The organism is Shewanella sp. ISS20 (genome assembly GCF_056522965.1).
Genome location: NZ_JAWRZK010000001.1, coordinates 3,264,686 through 3,282,825 on the forward strand (window position 1 = coordinate 3,264,686; position 18,140 = coordinate 3,282,825).

Genomic DNA, 18,140 nt, shown 5'->3' on the forward strand with positions numbered 1-18,140 from the left:
GCTGTGCTCCTGTCTGTGATTATTAGCATGGTGATTATTATCTCACCCCGGGGGCGGCCGAAGGCGCATTGACCACACTGAAAGCAGTAACGTCAACCCCCCGCTCCCACAGGACCGGGGGGTTTTGTTTTATCAGGCAGAGGTAAACCAATGGAACATGAGCACGAAATCAATGGCGCGCAAGCGGTGATACGAGCGCTAATCGCCCATGGCGTAACCCAAGTATTTGGTTACCCAGGCGGTGCTATCATGCCCATTTATGATGCCTTACATGGCAGTGAGCTTGAGCATATCTTAGGGCGACACGAACAAGGGGCGGCATTTGCGGCGCTCGGTTATGCCAGAGCAAGTGGCAAAACTGCGGTGTGCTTTGCAACTTCTGGCCCTGGAGCTACCAATCTAGTGACTGTGCTAGCCGATGCCTTGTTAGATTCTGTGCCACTGGTCGCTATCACAGGCCAAGTGCCACAAAGCCTGATAGGAACTGATGCTTTTCAAGAAATGGATGTATTAGGTTTATCCCTTGCGTGCACTAAACACAGTGTCATGGTGCGCCATGTAGATGAACTTTTGCCTGCGCTTTATCAAGCCTTTGAGCTTGCCGCCAGTGGTCGCCCAGGCCCAGTGCTGGTGGACATTCCTAAAGACATTCAATTAGCCGCCCTTAAATATCGCGCTCCCTTGATGGCGGTTGAAGAGCTGCCAACCCTTAATCCTAATGAGCTCGCATCTGCAAAGCAGTTAATGCAATCATCACTGCGCCCCATAGTTTATGCGGGCGGCGGCGTAGGTATGGCTGGCGCCGTTGGCGCGCTGCAACAATTTCTTCAGCAAACTGGCATGCCATCGGTGGCCACCCTTAAGGGGCTTGGCTGCATTGATGCCCGTAATCCGCACTATTTGGGTATGCTCGGCATGCACGGTTTAAAAGCTGCCAATCTGGCGGTGCAAGAATGCGATTTACTGCTGGTGGTCGGCGCACGATTTGATGATCGCGTGACGGGTAAATTAGCGCAATTTGCGCCGCTGGCTAAGGTGGTTCATCTTGATATTGATCCCGCAGAATGCGGTAAGTTACGCCAGCCTGAGTTCTCTTTTTGTGGCGATCTCACCCTTGCCCTTAATCAATTAAGTTGCACGTTATCTATTGATGCTTGGTTAACGCGAGTGACTGAGCTAAGTCAGCAATATCAATGGGATTATAACCATCAGGGTGAGTTAATTTATGCGCCTAAGTTACTGCGCACCTTAGCGAATCAATTGCCTGACAACAATGTGGTTAGCTGCGATGTCGGTCAGCATCAAATGTGGGTCGCGCAGCATATGTGGTTTCGCCGCCCAGAAGATCATTTATCCAGCGCCGGCTTAGGCACTATGGGTTTTGGTTTGCCGGCCGCCATAGGCGCGCAGTTTGCAAGGCCCAAAGCGACTGTCGTGGCTGTGTGTGGTGATGGCTCCATCATGATGAATATTCAAGAGCTTGCCACCATTAATCGCTATCAGCTTGGGGTCAAGATAGTTGTCATAGATAACAGTAAGCTTGGCATGGTGAAGCAGTGGCAAGAATTGTTCTTTAATGGCCGTTTATCTGAAACCGACCTTTCAGATAACCCTGATTTTGTGGCGCTCGCCGCCGTATTTAATATCGCTGGCCGCTGCATTAGCCGCGCCGATGAAGTGGAGCAAGGCCTTGGGCAAATGCTCGCTCATGCTGGGCCATTTTTACTCCATGTCAAAATCGATTCAGCATTTAATGTGTGGCCTTTAGTGCCGCCGGGGGCTGCTAATCACCAAATGTTAGATCAATCACACGCTGTTAAAGGGGAAGCACTATGATCCATCACATCAATTTAGTGACTCGTAATCGCCCAGAAGTTGTAGAGCGAGTATTACGGGTAGTGCGCCACCGCGGCTTTACCTTAACGGCTATGGCCATGAGTTGTCATGGCGGACTTAATACCCTTGAAATACATGTAGAAGCTGAACGCGCAATTGAATTATTGACCCGGCAGTTAACTAAATTATTGGATGTCACTGAATGTCAGGTGATCACAGCATTGGCGCAACAGGCCAGAGGATAAGGACATAGTATGGCAAAATTACGATCAGCAACCACAACGGAAGGACGCAATATGGCTGGGGCGCGGGCATTATGGCGAGCCACAGGTGTAAAAGATGAAGACTTTGGAAAACCCATAATAGCGATAGCGAATTCATTTACCCAATTTGTACCAGGCCATGTGCACTTGAAAGACATGGGCGCGTTAGTGGCTAGCGCCATTGAAGAGGCTGGCGGCATAGCTAAAGAGTTTAATAGTATCGCCGTTGATGATGGCATAGCTATGGGCCATGGCGGCATGCTCTATAGCTTGCCATCTCGAGAGTTAATTGCCGATAGCTTAGAGTATATGGTCAATGCCCACTGCGCTGATGCCTTAGTGTGTATCTCTAATTGCGACAAAATAACCCCTGGCATGTTAATGGCCGCGCTGAGGTTAAATATCCCTGTGGTGTTTGTATCGGGCGGGCCGATGGAAGCGGGTAAAACTAAGCTTTCAGATAAAATTATTAAGCTTGATTTGGTTGATGCCATGGTGGCGGGGGCCGATAGCCGCGTGTCTGATAGTGATAGCGCTCAGATAGAGCGCAGCGCTTGCCCAACCTGCGGTTCATGCTCGGGCATGTTTACTGCTAACTCAATGAATTGTCTTACTGAAGCCTTAGGTTTGTCGCTACCTGGTAACGGCTCATTACTGGCCACCCACAGTGATCGCCGTGAGCTATTTTTAGAAGCGGGGCGGCGAGTGATGGCCCTTGCTAAACGCTATTATCAGCAAGATGATGAATCGGTTTTACCGCGCAACATTGCCAATTTTAACGCCTTTGAAAATGCCATGACCTTAGATATCGCCATGGGTGGCTCATCCAATACGGTATTGCATCTATTGGCCGCCGCCTATGAGGCGGATATTAACTTCACTATGGCGGATATCGATAGACTATCGCGCCAAGTGCCGCATTTATGTAAGGTCGCGCCTTCTACCCCTAAATATCATATGGAAGATGTGCACCGCGCTGGTGGCGTAATGGCGATTTTAGGTGAGTTGCAGCGAGCGAATTTACTCCATACCGATGTTGGCCATGTGGCGCTAGATAACGGCACCTTAGCGGATTTACTGGGTCAATATGATGTGATGCAAACGCGTGATGACAACGTCAAGCACATGTTTAGTGCAGGCCCTGCCGGTATTCCGACCACTAAAGCTTTTAGTCAATCATGCCGCTGGCCAAGTTTAGATACTGACAGACAAGAAGGCTGTATCCGCAGTCTTGACCATGCCTTTAGCCTTGAAGGCGGCTTAGCTGTGTTGACGGGTAATTTAGCCGCCGATGGCAGCATAGTGAAAACCGCAGGCGTTGATGCCGATAACTTACGTTTTGTCGGGCCAGCGCGTGTATATGAAAGCCAAGATGATGCGGTAGCTGCGATTTTAGGCGGAGAAGTAATCACAGGTGACGTAGTCGTTATTCGCTACGAAGGCCCTAAAGGTGGCCCTGGCATGCAAGAAATGCTTTATCCCACCAGTTATTTAAAATCCCGCGGCTTAGGTAAAGCCTGCGCCTTGATTACTGATGGCCGTTTTTCTGGTGGTACTTCTGGACTGTCCATTGGTCATGTGTCACCAGAGGCTGCTGCTGGTGGCGTGATAGCCTTAGTGCGTACTGGCGATATTATTGAGATAGATATTCCCACTCGCCGCATGGAATTAATGGTAAGCCCTACTGAATTAGCGGCGCGGCGCATAGCCATGCTGGCTAAAGGCGCACAGGCGTGGAAGCCTAACAATCGACAACGCAGTGTTTCTTGGGCATTAAAAGCCTACGCCTTGTTAGCCACTAGCGCCGATAAAGGTGCGGTGCGCGATCGCAGCCAGTTGGAGGGGTAACTATGTTAGCGTTAGCGCGAGAATCACAGCTGACTTTAGCTAACTATTATCTACAGCAGATTTTACGTTCTAAAGTCTATGACGTTGCTAAGGTGACGCCACTATCTAGCTTGCCAAAGTTATCATCGCGCCTTGGCTGTCAGGTTTATTTAAAGCGTGAAGATTTGCAACCTGTGCATTCCTTCAAAATTCGCGGCGCTTACAATCGCATTGCCCGCTTATCGCAAGAAGAGCGCCAGCGCGGGGTGATTTGTGCATCCGCCGGTAATCATGCTCAAGGAGTCGCTCTATCAGCGAGCAGTTTAGGCATAAGTGCTGTGATTGTGATGCCAACTACTACGCCCGCCATCAAGATAGATGCAGTAAAACGCCGCGGCGGAGAAGTGCTGCTATATGGTGATGGTTTTGATCAAGCTAATACTTATGCCAAGCAATTAGCGCAAGAGCAAGGGCGGGTGTATGTCGCCCCCTTTGACGATGAAGCAGTTATTGCTGGGCAAGGCACAGTAGCGCAAGAAATGCTGCAGCAGCAATCTGACTTACAAGCTATTTATATTCCTGTGGGGGGCGGCGGCTTAATTGCCGGCATGGCCGCTTACTATAAAGCTGTGATGCCTGAAGTGAAGATTATAGGGGTAGAACCTGAAGACGCCGCCTGTTTGCAGGCGGCGATGCTTGCTGGGCATCCCGTTACTTTAGAGCAAGTAGGGTTATTTGCTGATGGCGTGGCGGTTAAGCGCATTGGTGATGAAACGTTTCGCTTAGCTAAAGAGTATGTGGATGAAGTGATTAGCGTAAGCTCAGATGAAATCTGCGCGGCGGTAAAAGATATCTTTGAAGATACCCGCGCGATTGCCGAGCCCGCTGGCGCTTTAGCGTTAGCTGGGCTTAAAAAGCATGCTGGCAATAAATTTCATAAAGCGGGCGCTATCTTAAGTGGCGCTAATGTCAATTTTCATAGTTTGCGTTATGTCTCTGAGCGCTGTGAGCTCGGTGAACATAAAGAGGCGGTATTAGCGGTTACCGTTCCTGAGCAGCCCGGCAGCTTCTTGCGCTTTTGCCAGTTGTTATCGCCGCGCGCCATTACTGAATGTAACTATCGCTTCAACAATCGCCAACAAGCTGTGGTGTTTGCCGGTGTGCGCATTACAAGTCTGAATGAGTTAGCCGAGCTTATTGGTTCATTAAAGCAAGCGGGGTTTGGCGTGCAAGATTTATCGCAAGATGAAACCGCCAAATTACATATCCGCTATATGGTGGGGGGGCGCCCACCGCAAGCATTAACTGAGCGCTTATTAAGTTTTGAATTTCCAGAGCATCCAGGCGCACTATTAAAGTTTCTGACCACGCTGCAAAGCCAATGGAACATTAGTTTGTTTCATTATCGCAATCATGGCGCCGCTTATGGCCAAGTGCTGGCGGGGTTTGAAGTACCGAGCACTGACGAGTTAGCCTTTCAGCGCTTTTTAGATGAGCTTGGCTTTATCTACCAAGAACAAACTGGCAGCCCTGCTTATCAATTGTTTTTGCAGCATGGTGACAGTGACGTTAGTAGCAAATAGCTTATCGAGACGATGCTACGGCTGATACCTATGGTAACTTAGCCTCATTGAGCCGGTATGGATAATAAACAAGGAGTTCTAATGATAGTTGCACCAAAAGTTGCGGCCTTTATGCCGCCAAGAAGAATATTAATGGGGCCAGGGCCTTCTGATATTTATCCTCAAGTGCTTGCGGCGCAATCGCGGCCAACGGTTGGGCATTTAGATCCCTTGTTTGTGGGCATGATGGATGAATTAAAATCCCTCATACAATACGCATTCCAAACCCGTAATGAAATGACGGTAGCGATTTCAGCGCCAGGTAGTGCTGGCATGGAAGCATGCTTTGTTAACTTGGTGGAACGCGGCGATAAAGTCATCGTTTGTCGCAATGGCGTTTTTGGCGATCGCATGCGCCAAAATGTCGAGCGCATTGGTGGTCAAGTCGTACTGGTTGATAACACTTGGGGTGAACCCGTTAATGTTGATGATGTCGCCGCCGCATTAAAGGCGCATCCCGATGCCAAGTTTGTCGCTTTTGTTCATGCTGAAACATCAACGGGGGCATTGTCAGATGCCAAAGCCTTATGTGCACTGACAAAGTCGCACGACTGCCTCAGTATCGTTGATGCCGTCACCTCATTAGGTGGCAGTGAACTATTAGTGGATGAATGGGGCATAGATGCTATTTATTCCGGCTCACAAAAATGCCTATCTTGCGTTCCAGGTTTATCGCCAGTGTCATTTTCAAGTGCTGCCGTTGCCAAATTAACCTCAAGGCAAACCCCTGTGCAAAGTTGGTTTCTCGATCAGAGCCTAGTGATGGGCTACTGGAGCGGTGAAGGCAAACGTAGCTATCATCACACTGCGCCTGTCAATGCACTCTATGCATTACATGAGTCACTGCGTTTATTAGCTGATGAAGGGCTGGAGCAAGCTTGGCAACGCCATAAAGTGATGCATCAACAACTAAAAGTTGGCTTGCAGCAACTTGGGCTCAGCTTTGTTGTTGCCGAAAACTGCCGTTTACCGCAACTCAATACTGTTTATATCCCAGATGGCGTGAATGATGCGCAGGTTCGTAAAGTCTTACTTGAGCGTTATAACTTAGAAATTGGCGCAGGCCTTGGGGAGTTGGCGGGTAAAGCGTGGCGCATTGGCCTTATGGGCTACGGCGCGCGCGCCGAGAATGTCGCCTTGTGCCTCAAGGCGCTGGAAGACGTATTAAATGAGCAAAGAAATTAGCAAGGCTTAAGCGCATATCAGTCAATTAAGTGTGCCGATACTATAAAGGTTGGCAGATTTACACCATATTCTGGGTAAATGCTGGGCGAGTGACTGGCATTTACCTTTTTTATGACGTTTAACTGCTTCTTATTAGCTAGGGTTTTGCCATGAAAACCTAGCCTTTGTGGATAACTCTGGGGGGAGTTTGTGTACTTCATGGTCGTAAGTTGAGTGTAAATAAATAATGACACTTTATGATGAAAAGCGCTTGCGCTATCGGTTTAACCCCCTATAATGCGCCCCACTGACACAGAAAACGGCGTTGTAAGGCAACGATACTGGGTCAGGATGGAACTTGCGAAGCAAGTTAACCATGAGTGATTAAGGGTGTTAGGCGAAAGTTTAACCGCTTGAATCCAAGCCTGAAATAAGGGCTTGACCCACTCAGGTTTATGCGTAAAATACGCATCCCTAGCCCGTAGCGGCAACGTTCTTTAACAAGTAGAAGACAAGCAAATCTGTGTGGACATTCACAGTAGTTGATAAATCGACAACGATTTAAAACGTCTCGCAAGAGACTTCAACGAAGATGTCCGCATAACATGCAAATTCGATGATTTATCATCGAATCGACAGAATTCATTGAGCAGGACCTTTGGGTCCGAACAAAACTTTAATTGAAGAGTTTGATCATGGCTCAGATTGAACGCTGGCGGCAGGCCTAACACATGCAAGTCGAGCGGCAGCGGGAAGTAACTTGTTACTTTGCCGGCGAGCGGCGGACGGGTGAGTAATGCCTGGGAATTTGCCCATTTGTGGGGGATAACAGTTGGAAACGACTGCTAATACCGCATACGCCCTACGGGGGAAAGCAGGGGAGCCTTCGGGTCCTTGCGCTGATGGATAAGCCCAGGTGGGATTAGCTAGTAGGTGAGGTAAAGGCTCACCTAGGCGACGATCCCTAGCTGTTCTGAGAGGATGATCAGCCACACTGGGACTGAGACACGGCCCAGACTCCTACGGGAGGCAGCAGTGGGGAATATTGCACAATGGGGGAAACCCTGATGCAGCCATGCCGCGTGTGTGAAGAAGGCCTTCGGGTTGTAAAGCACTTTCAGTAGGGAGGAAAGGTTGACGGTTAATACCCGTTAGCTGTGACGTTACCTACAGAAGAAGGACCGGCTAACTCCGTGCCAGCAGCCGCGGTAATACGGAGGGTCCGAGCGTTAATCGGAATTACTGGGCGTAAAGCGTGCGCAGGCGGTTTGTTAAGCGAGATGTGAAAGCCCCGGGCTCAACCTGGGAATTGCATTTTGAACTGGCAAACTAGAGTCTTGTAGAGGGGGGTAGAATTTCAGGTGTAGCGGTGAAATGCGTAGAGATCTGAAGGAATACCGGTGGCGAAGGCGGCCCCCTGGACAAAGACTGACGCTCATGCACGAAAGCGTGGGGAGCAAACAGGATTAGATACCCTGGTAGTCCACGCCGTAAACGATGTCTACTCGGAGTTTGGTGTCTTGAACACTGGGCTCTCAAGCTAACGCATTAAGTAGACCGCCTGGGGAGTACGGCCGCAAGGTTAAAACTCAAATGAATTGACGGGGGCCCGCACAAGCGGTGGAGCATGTGGTTTAATTCGATGCAACGCGAAGAACCTTACCTACTCTTGACATCCAGAGAATTCGCTAGAGATAGCTTAGTGCCTTCGGGAACTCTGAGACAGGTGCTGCATGGCTGTCGTCAGCTCGTGTTGTGAAATGTTGGGTTAAGTCCCGCAACGAGCGCAACCCTTATCCTTATTTGCCAGCACGTAATGGTGGGAACTCTAGGGAGACTGCCGGTGATAAACCGGAGGAAGGTGGGGACGACGTCAAGTCATCATGGCCCTTACGAGTAGGGCTACACACGTGCTACAATGGTCGGTACAGAGGGTTGCAAAGCCGCGAGGTGGAGCTAATCTCACAAAGCCGATCGTAGTCCGGATTGGAGTCTGCAACTCGACTCCATGAAGTCGGAATCGCTAGTAATCGTGGATCAGAATGCCACGGTGAATACGTTCCCGGGCCTTGTACACACCGCCCGTCACACCATGGGAGTGGGCTGCACCAGAAGTAGATAGCTTAACCCTTCGGGGAGGGCGTTTACCACGGTGTGGTTCATGACTGGGGTGAAGTCGTAACAAGGTAGCCCTAGGGGAACCTGGGGCTGGATCACCTCCTTACCTATGCGATTTAGCATTACTGTTGAGTGTTCACACAGATTGCCTTGTCTTGTTGACGAGCAAAACATTACCTTCCTTTGAAGGGGTGTCGTTCTTTAAAAATTTGGAAAGCTGATAGTAGAACTTAATGCGCGAGCATTAGGTGATACAAAATTGAGTTCTCAAAATACTTTAATCAAGTGTTTTGGATATTCTTTAACTTCAGAAATGAAGTAAATCAAGGCGTTCTTTTGCGAAAGCAAGAGACAGTAAAAACCAGCTAGTTGCAATACGCTCAAGTGAAACTCATTTGGGTTGTATGGTTAAGTGACTAAGCGTATACGGTGGATGCCTTGGCAGTCAGAGGCGATGAAGGACGTAGTAACTTGCGAAAAGCGTTGGCGAGCTAGTAACAAGCATTTGAGCTAACGATGTCCGAATGGGGAAACCCGGCCACATAAGTGGTCATCATACAGTGAATACATAGCTGTATGAGGCGAACCTGGGGAACTGAAACATCTAAGTACCCAGAGGAAAAGAAATCAACCGAGATTCCCTAAGTAGCGGCGAGCGAACGGGGATTAGCCCTTAAGTCTAGGGGGTGTTAGTGGAATGGTCTGGAAAGTCCAACGGTACAGGGTGATAGTCCCGTACATGAAAACTAACCTTAGATGAAAACGAGTAAGGCGGCACACGTGATATGTTGTCTGAACATGGGGGGACCATCCTCCAAGGCTAAATACTCCTGACTGACCGATAGTGAACCAGTACCGTGAGGGAAAGGCGAAAAGAACCCCTGTGAGGGGAGTGAAATAGAACCTGAAACCGTATACGTACAAGCAGTGGGAGCGGTTCTTGAGACCGTGACTGCGTACCTTTTGTATAATGGGTCAGCGACTTACATTTAGTAGCGAGGTTAAGCGAATAGCGGAGCCGTAGGGAAACCGAGTGTTAACTGCGCGTTTAGTTGCTAGGTGTAGACCCGAAACCCGGTGATCTAGCCATGGGCAGGTTGAAGGTTGAGTAACATCAACTGGAGGACCGAACCGACTAATGTTGAAAAATTAGCGGATGACTTGTGGCTGGGGGTGAAAGGCCAATCAAACCGGGAGATATCTGGTTCTCCTCGAAAGCTATTTAGGTAGCGCCTCGCACGAATACCATTGGGGGTAGAGCACTGTTAAGGCTAGGGGGTCATCCCGACTTACCAACCCTTTGCAAACTCCGAATACCAATGAGTACTATGCGGGAGACAGACAGCGGGTGCTAACGTCCGTTGTCAAAAGGGAAACAACCCAGACCGTCAGCTAAGGTCCCAAAGTACTAGCTAAGTGGGAAACGATGTGGGAAGGCTTAGACAGCTAGGATGTTGGCTTAGAAGCAGCCATCATTTAAAGAAAGCGTAATAGCTCACTAGTCGAGTCGGCCTGCGCGGAAGATGTAACGGGGCTAAGCTAGTCACCGAAGCTACGGGTGCATTTCATTAGAGATGCGCGGTAGAGGAGCGTTCTGTAAGCCGTTGAAGGTGAAGGGGTAACCCACGCTGGAGGTATCAGAAGTGCGAATGCTGACATGAGTAACGATAAAGGGGGTGAAAAACCCCCTCGCCGGAAGACCAAGGGTTCCTGTCCAACGTTAATCGGGGCAGGGTGAGTCGACCCCTAAGGCGAGGCCGAAAGGCGTAGTCGATGGGAAACGGGTTAATATTCCCGTACTTGTGCTAACTGCGATGGAGAGACGGAGAAGGCTAGGCTAGCGCGGCGTTGGTAGTCCGCGTTTAAGGTGGTAGGCGGTATTCTTAGGCAAATCCGGGAATACATACGCTGAGAGCTGATGACGAGGTCCTACGGGACTGAAGTAGTTGATGCCATGCTTCCAGGAAAATCTTCTAAGCTTCAGGTTAGCAGGAATCGTACCCCAAACCGACACAGGTGGTCGGGTAGAGAATACCAAGGCGCTTGAGAGAACTCGGCTGAAGGAACTAGGCAAAATGGTACCGTAACTTCGGGAGAAGGTACGCTCCTGCCGGTGATGAGACTTGCTCTCTAAGCTAGCGGGAGTCGCAGATACCAGGTGGCTGCAACTGTTTATCAAAAACACAGCACTGTGCAAAATCGCAAGATGAAGTATACGGTGTGACGCCTGCCCGGTGCCGGAAGGTTAATTGATTGGGTTATCTTCGGAGAAGCTCATGATCGAAGCCCCGGTAAACGGCGGCCGTAACTATAACGGTCCTAAGGTAGCGAAATTCCTTGTCGGGTAAGTTCCGACCTGCACGAATGGCGTAATGATGGCCACGCTGTCTCCAGCCGAGACTCAGTGAAGTTGAAATTGCGGTGAAGATGCCGTATACCCGCGGCTAGACGGAAAGACCCCGTGAACCTTTACTATAGCTTGGCACTGAACATTGAACCTACATGTGTAGGATAGGTGGGAGACTTTGAAGCATGAACGCTAGTTTGTGTGGAGTCGTCCTTGAAATACCACCCTTGTAGTTTTGATGTTCTAACCTAGGTCCCTTATCGGGATTAGGGACAGTGCCTGGTGGGTAGTTTGACTGGGGCGGTCTCCTCCCAAAGAGTAACGGAGGAGCACGAAGGTTGGCTAAGTACGGTCGGACATCGTACGGTTAGTGCAATGGCATAAGCCAGCTTAACTGCGAGACAGACACGTCGAGCAGGTACGAAAGTAGGTCATAGTGATCCGGTGGTTCTGAATGGAAGGGCCATCGCTCAACGGATAAAAGGTACTCCGGGGATAACAGGCTGATACCGCCCAAGAGTTCATATCGACGGCGGTGTTTGGCACCTCGATGTCGGCTCATCACATCCTGGGGCTGAAGTCGGTCCCAAGGGTATGGCTGTTCGCCATTTAAAGTGGTACGCGAGCTGGGTTCAGAACGTCGTGAGACAGTTCGGTCCCTATCTGCCGTGGGCGTTGGATGATTGAGGGGAGCTGCTCCTAGTACGAGAGGACCGGAGTGGACGAACCGCTGGTGTTCGGGTTGTCATGCCAATGGCATTGCCCGGTAGCTACGTTCGGAATCGATAACCGCTGAAAGCATCTAAGCGGGAAGCGAGCCCCAAGATGAGTCATCCCTAGGACTATAAGTCCTCTGAAGGGCCGTCCGAGACTAGGACGTTGATAGGCAAGGTGTGTAAGCGTTGTGAGGCGTTGAGCTAACTTGTACTAATGACCCGAGAGGCTTAACCATACAACCCAGATGGGTTTTACTGAACAAGCCTGAAAGAATCGAAAAATACTTGATTGAAGATTGAGTACTCAATAATTAGCTTTCTGAATTTCCAAATTTGTCTGGAGACCATAGCACTGTGGCACCACCTGATCCCATTCCGAACTCAGAAGTGAAACGCAGTCGCGCCGATGGTAGTGTGGGGTTTCCCCATGCGAGAGTAGGTCATCTCCAGGCGCCTAATTTCTCGGAAGAGAGTCGATAAAGCCCGTTGCCATGCAACGGGCTTTTTTCGTTTAGATTTTTGATTAACTTGCGTTCACAACGTCTGACACTAGAGCTTGCTAGCTTAATCGTTGGCTTTACGGTTTGTGAAGAGTGGTATTTATCAATAAATCAGGTCTTGGTGAGCCATTGCACCTTCTTTATTTAAACGTGTGGCGGCTTGAGTCTCGATAGCATGGATTACTTGGATAAGTCCATAGCTGCAACAATCAAGTTAACTGCTCAGTGAAGGATGGTTATCCGTAGCTTAATCTTCGGCACGATGATTGGCTCTAGGCATAGTCAATACTGCTCCTCAGCTGGTGATAATGCTGTAATGCTCCCTGTGCTTTACTTTAGGGATGGATTGTCATGTTAAAAAAAGCTTGGTTAGCGGCTTTTATTGCACGATAAGTAAATTATGGTGCTATTTGATGATGGTGGCTTAGCGAAAAATAAAGGGATTAGCCCTTTCACTGGGGAAGTTCGTCATGGATAACCTTGATAGAACGATAGAGTCGCGAGGTCTAGCCTACTGAGTTTATGAGTGTGCAGTGGGTAACTCTGTGGGTAAGCTGTGCGCCTCATGGTCGTAAGTTGAGTGTAAATAAATAATGACACTTTATGGCGAAAAGCGCTTGCACAATAGCGAACACTCCCTATAATGCAGCCCATCGACACGAGATGGTGCGGCAACGCAGTAGATAGTGACGACTTACTGACTACTTAAGGTATTCAGTAGTGACGACAAGTTGTTGAATAAAACACTTGACGCACAACAGGAAATGCGTAAAATACGCATCCCTAGCCCGTAGCGGCAACGTTCTTTAACAAGTAGAAGACAAGCAAATCTGTGTGGACATTCACAGTAGTTGATAAATCGACAACGATTTAAAACGTCTCGCAAGAGACTTCAACGAAGATGTCCGCATAACATGCAAATTCGGTGATTTATCATCGAATCGACAGAATTCATTGAGCAGGACCTTTGGGTCCGAACAAAACTTTAATTGAAGAGTTTGATCATGGCTCAGATTGAACGCTGGCGGCAGGCCTAACACATGCAAGTCGAGCGGCAGCGGGAAGTAACTTGTTACTTTGCCGGCGAGCGGCGGACGGGTGAGTAATGCCTGGGAATTTGCCCATTTGTGGGGGATAACAGTTGGAAACGACTGCTAATACCGCATACGCCCTACGGGGGAAAGCAGGGGAGCCTTCGGGTCCTTGCGCTGATGGATAAGCCCAGGTGGGATTAGCTAGTAGGTGAGGTAAAGGCTCACCTAGGCGACGATCCCTAGCTGTTCTGAGAGGATGATCAGCCACACTGGGACTGAGACACGGCCCAGACTCCTACGGGAGGCAGCAGTGGGGAATATTGCACAATGGGGGAAACCCTGATGCAGCCATGCCGCGTGTGTGAAGAAGGCCTTCGGGTTGTAAAGCACTTTCAGTAGGGAGGAAAGGTTGACGGTTAATACCCGTTAGCTGTGACGTTACCTACAGAAGAAGGACCGGCTAACTCCGTGCCAGCAGCCGCGGTAATACGGAGGGTCCGAGCGTTAATCGGAATTACTGGGCGTAAAGCGTGCGCAGGCGGTTTGTTAAGCGAGATGTGAAAGCCCCGGGCTCAACCTGGGAATTGCATTTTGAACTGGCAAACTAGAGTCTTGTAGAGGGGGGTAGAATTTCAGGTGTAGCGGTGAAATGCGTAGAGATCTGAAGGAATACCGGTGGCGAAGGCGGCCCCCTGGACAAAGACTGACGCTCATGCACGAAAGCGTGGGGAGCAAACAGGATTAGATACCCTGGTAGTCCACGCCGTAAACGATGTCTACTCGGAGTTTGGTGTCTTGAACACTGGGCTCTCAAGCTAACGCATTAAGTAGACCGCCTGGGGAGTACGGCCGCAAGGTTAAAACTCAAATGAATTGACGGGGGCCCGCACAAGCGGTGGAGCATGTGGTTTAATTCGATGCAACGCGAAGAACCTTACCTACTCTTGACATCCAGAGAATTCGCTAGAGATAGCTTAGTGCCTTCGGGAACTCTGAGACAGGTGCTGCATGGCTGTCGTCAGCTCGTGTTGTGAAATGTTGGGTTAAGTCCCGCAACGAGCGCAACCCTTATCCTTATTTGCCAGCACGTAATGGTGGGAACTCTAGGGAGACTGCCGGTGATAAACCGGAGGAAGGTGGGGACGACGTCAAGTCATCATGGCCCTTACGAGTAGGGCTACACACGTGCTACAATGGTCGGTACAGAGGGTTGCAAAGCCGCGAGGTGGAGCTAATCTCACAAAGCCGATCGTAGTCCGGATTGGAGTCTGCAACTCGACTCCATGAAGTCGGAATCGCTAGTAATCGTGGATCAGAATGCCACGGTGAATACGTTCCCGGGCCTTGTACACACCGCCCGTCACACCATGGGAGTGGGCTGCACCAGAAGTAGATAGCTTAACCCTTCGGGGAGGGCGTTTACCACGGTGTGGTTCATGACTGGGGTGAAGTCGTAACAAGGTAGCCCTAGGGGAACCTGGGGCTGGATCACCTCCTTACCTATGCGATTTAGCATTACTGTTGAGTGTTCACACAGATTGCCTTGTCTTGTTGACGAGCAAAACATTACCTTCCTTTGAAGGGGTGTCGTTCTTTAAAAATTTGGAAAGCTGATAGTAGAACTTAATGCGCGAGCATTAGGTGATACAAAATTGAGTTCTCAAAATACTTTAATCAAGTGTTTTGGATATTCTTTAACTTCAGAAATGAAGTAAATCAATGCGTTCTTTTGCGAAAGCAAGAGACAGTAAAAACCAGCTAGTTGCAATACGCTCAAGTGAAACTCATTTGGGTTGTATGGTTAAGTGACTAAGCGTATACGGTGGATGCCTTGGCAGTCAGAGGCGATGAAGGACGTAGTAACTTGCGAAAAGCGTTGGCGAGCTAGTAACAAGCATTTGAGCTAACGATGTCCGAATGGGGAAACCCGGCCACATAAGTGGTCATCATACAGTGAATACATAGCTGTATGAGGCGAACCTGGGGAACTGAAACATCTAAGTACCCAGAGGAAAAGAAATCAACCGAGATTCCCTAAGTAGCGGCGAGCGAACGGGGATTAGCCCTTAAGTCTAGGGGGTGTTAGTGGAATGGTCTGGAAAGTCCAACGGTACAGGGTGATAGTCCCGTACATGAAAACTAACCTTAGATGAAAACGAGTAAGGCGGCACACGTGATATGTTGTCTGAACATGGGGGGACCATCCTCCAAGGCTAAATACTCCTGACTGACCGATAGTGAACCAGTACCGTGAGGGAAAGGCGAAAAGAACCCCTGTGAGGGGAGTGAAATAGAACCTGAAACCGTATACGTACAAGCAGTGGGAGCGGTTCTTGAGACCGTGACTGCGTACCTTTTGTATAATGGGTCAGCGACTTACATTTAGTAGCGAGGTTAAGCGAATAGCGGAGCCGTAGGGAAACCGAGTGTTAACTGCGCGTTTAGTTGCTAGGTGTAGACCCGAAACCCGGTGATCTAGCCATGGGCAGGTTGAAGGTTGAGTAACATCAACTGGAGGACCGAACCGACTAATGTTGAAAAATTAGCGGATGACTTGTGGCTGGGGGTGAAAGGCCAATCAAACCGGGAGATATCTGGTTCTCCTCGAAAGCTATTTAGGTAGCGCCTCGCACGAATACCATTGGGGGTAGAGCACTGTTAAGGCTAGGGGGTCATCCCGACTTACCAACCCTTTGCAAACTCCGAATACCAATGAGTACTATGCGGGAGACAGACAGCGGGTGCTAACGTCCGTTGTCAAAAGGGAAACAACCCAGACCGTCAGCTAAGGTCCCAAAGTACTAGCTAAGTGGGAAACGATGTGGGAAGGCTTAGACAGCTAGGATGTTGGCTTAGAAGCAGCCATCATTTAAAGAAAGCGTAATAGCTCACTAGTCGAGTCGGCCTGCGCGGAAGATGTAACGGGGCTAAGCTAGTCACCGAAGCTACGGGTGCATTTCATTAGAGATGCGCGGTAGAGGAGCGTTCTGTAAGCCGTTGAAGGTGAAGGGGTAACCCACGCTGGAGGTATCAGAAGTGCGAATGCTGACATGAGTAACGATAAAGGGGGTGAAAAACCCCCTCGCCGGAAGACCAAGGGTTCCTGTCCAACGTTAATCGGGGCAGGGTGAGTCGACCCCTAAGGCGAGGCCGAAAGGCGTAGTCGATGGGAAACGGGTTAATATTCCCGTACTTGTGCTAACTGCGATGGAGAGACGGAGAAGGCTAGGCTAGCGCGGCGTTGGTAGTCCGCGTTTAAGGTGGTAGGCGGTATTCTTAGGCAAATCCGGGAATACATACGCTGAGAGCTGATGACGAGGTCCTACGGGACTGAAGTAGTTGATGCCATGCTTCCAGGAAAATCTTCTAAGCTTCAGGTTAGCAGGAATCGTACCCCAAACCGACACAGGTGGTCGGGTAGAGAATACCAAGGCGCTTGAGAGAACTCGGCTGAAGGAACTAGGCAAAATGGTACCGTAACTTCGGGAGAAGGTACGCTCCTGCCGGTGATGAGACTTGCTCTCTAAGCTAGCGGGAGTCGCAGATACCAGGTGGCTGCAACTGTTTATCAAAAACACAGCACTGTGCAAAATCGCAAGATGAAGTATACGGTGTGACGCCTGCCCGGTGCCGGAAGGTTAATTGATTGGGTTATCTTCGGAGAAGCTCATGATCGAAGCCCCGGTAAACGGCGGCCGTAACTATAACGGTCCTAAGGTAGCGAAATTCCTTGTCGGGTAAGTTCCGACCTGCACGAATGGCGTAATGATGGCCACGCTGTCTCCAGCCGAGACTCAGTGAAGTTGAAATTGCGGTGAAGATGCCGTATACCCGCGGCTAGACGGAAAGACCCCGTGAACCTTTACTATAGCTTGGCACTGAACATTGAACCTACATGTGTAGGATAGGTGGGAGACTTTGAAGCATGAACGCTAGTTTGTGTGGAGTCGTCCTTGAAATACCACCCTTGTAGTTTTGATGTTCTAACCTAGGTCCCTTATCGGGATTAGGGACAGTGCCTGGTGGGTAGTTTGACTGGGGCGGTCTCCTCCCAAAGAGTAACGGAGGAGCACGAAGGTTGGCTAAGTACGGTCGGACATCGTACGGTTAGTGCAATGGCATAAGCCAGCTTAACTGCGAGACAGACACGTCGAGCAGGTACGAAAGTAGGTCATAGTGATCCGGTGGTTCTGAATGGAAGGGCCATCGCTCAACGGATAAAAGGTACTCCGGGGATAACAGGCTGATACCGCCCAAGAGTTCATATCGACGGCGGTGTTTGGCACCTCGATGTCGGCTCATCACATCCTGGGGCTGAAGTCGGTCCCAAGGGTATGGCTGTTCGCCATTTAAAGTGGTACGCGAGCTGGGTTCAGAACGTCGTGAGACAGTTCGGTCCCTATCTGCCGTGGGCGTTGGATGATTGAGGGGAGCTGCTCCTAGTACGAGAGGACCGGAGTGGACGAACCGCTGGTGTTCGGGTTGTCATGCCAATGGCATTGCCCGGTAGCTACGTTCGGAATCGATAACCGCTGAAAGCATCTAAGCGGGAAGCGAGCCCCAAGATGAGTCATCCCTAGGACTATAAGTCCTCTGAAGGGCCGTCCGAGACTAGGACGTTGATAGGCAAGGTGTGTAAGCGTTGTGAGGCGTTGAGCTAACTTGTACTAATGACCCGAGAGGCTTAACCATACAACCCAGATGGGTTTTACT

The 18,140-nt window shown here is 49.8% G+C and carries 5 protein-coding genes and 5 rRNA genes; all 10 read left to right on the forward strand.

Features of this window, described 5'->3' with window-relative positions; genetic code table 11:
- The first annotated feature begins 150 nt into the window (after positions 1-150).
- The 10 genes from ilvG (at position 151) to AC1HDP_RS14900 (ending at position 18,119) form a co-directional block, all read left to right on the forward strand.
- The gene (gene ilvG / locus AC1HDP_RS14855; RefSeq protein WP_479639340.1) at positions 151-1,836 is read left to right on the forward strand and encodes an acetolactate synthase 2 catalytic subunit; all 1,686 of its coding nucleotides are present in this window, start codon (positions 151-153) and stop codon (positions 1,834-1,836) included.
- The gene (gene ilvM, locus AC1HDP_RS14860) at positions 1,833-2,081 is read left to right on the forward strand and encodes an acetolactate synthase 2 small subunit (protein ID WP_140930595.1); all 249 of its coding nucleotides are present in this window, start codon (positions 1,833-1,835) and stop codon (positions 2,079-2,081) included. Before ilvG ends, ilvM begins: the two co-directional genes overlap by 4 nt.
- Before the next feature lie 9 nt (positions 2,082-2,090).
- Complete coding sequence (gene ilvD / locus AC1HDP_RS14865) at positions 2,091-3,947, forward strand: dihydroxy-acid dehydratase (protein WP_479639341.1); 1,857 nt, start codon at positions 2,091-2,093, stop codon at positions 3,945-3,947.
- 2 nt (positions 3,948-3,949) lie between these two features.
- Positions 3,950-5,509 (forward strand): threonine ammonia-lyase, biosynthetic, encoded by a 1,560-nt coding sequence (ilvA, locus tag AC1HDP_RS14870; protein WP_479639342.1) that lies wholly within the window; start codon positions 3,950-3,952, stop codon positions 5,507-5,509.
- Positions 5,510-5,590: 81 nt separating this feature from the next.
- Positions 5,591-6,733, forward strand: a complete 1,143-nt coding sequence (locus AC1HDP_RS14875) for a pyridoxal-phosphate-dependent aminotransferase family protein (RefSeq protein ID WP_479639343.1) — start codon at positions 5,591-5,593, stop codon at positions 6,731-6,733.
- 656 nt (positions 6,734-7,389) lie between these two features.
- Positions 7,390-8,936 (forward strand): 16S ribosomal RNA (locus tag AC1HDP_RS14880).
- Between the two features lie 300 nt (positions 8,937-9,236).
- A 23S ribosomal RNA gene (locus AC1HDP_RS14885) occupies positions 9,237-12,129 on the forward strand.
- Between the two features lie 100 nt (positions 12,130-12,229).
- Positions 12,230-12,345, forward strand: a 5S ribosomal RNA gene (gene rrf / locus AC1HDP_RS14890).
- 1,034 nt (positions 12,346-13,379) lie between these two features.
- Positions 13,380-14,926 (forward strand): 16S ribosomal RNA (locus tag AC1HDP_RS14895).
- A gap of 300 nt (positions 14,927-15,226) precedes the next feature.
- Positions 15,227-18,119: ribosomal RNA gene (locus AC1HDP_RS14900) — 23S ribosomal RNA — on the forward strand.
- The 16S, 23S and 5S rRNA genes sit together here, the layout of an rRNA operon.
- The last annotated feature ends 21 nt before the right edge of the window (positions 18,120-18,140 follow it).

Bases quoted from the DNA above. Each gene is read 5' to 3' on its own strand.
- ilvA (WP_479639342.1), top strand. From the start codon at position 3,950: ATGTTAGCGTTAGCGCGAGAATCACAGCTGACTTTAGCTAACTATTAT.
- ilvD (WP_479639341.1), top strand. From the start codon at position 2,091: ATGGCAAAATTACGATCAGCAACCACAACGGAAGGACGCAATATGGCT.
- ilvM (WP_140930595.1), top strand. From the start codon at position 1,833: ATGATCCATCACATCAATTTAGTGACTCGTAATCGCCCAGAAGTTGTA.
- ilvG (WP_479639340.1), top strand. From the start codon at position 151: ATGGAACATGAGCACGAAATCAATGGCGCGCAAGCGGTGATACGAGCG.
- AC1HDP_RS14875 (WP_479639343.1), top strand. From the start codon at position 5,591: ATGATAGTTGCACCAAAAGTTGCGGCCTTTATGCCGCCAAGAAGAATA.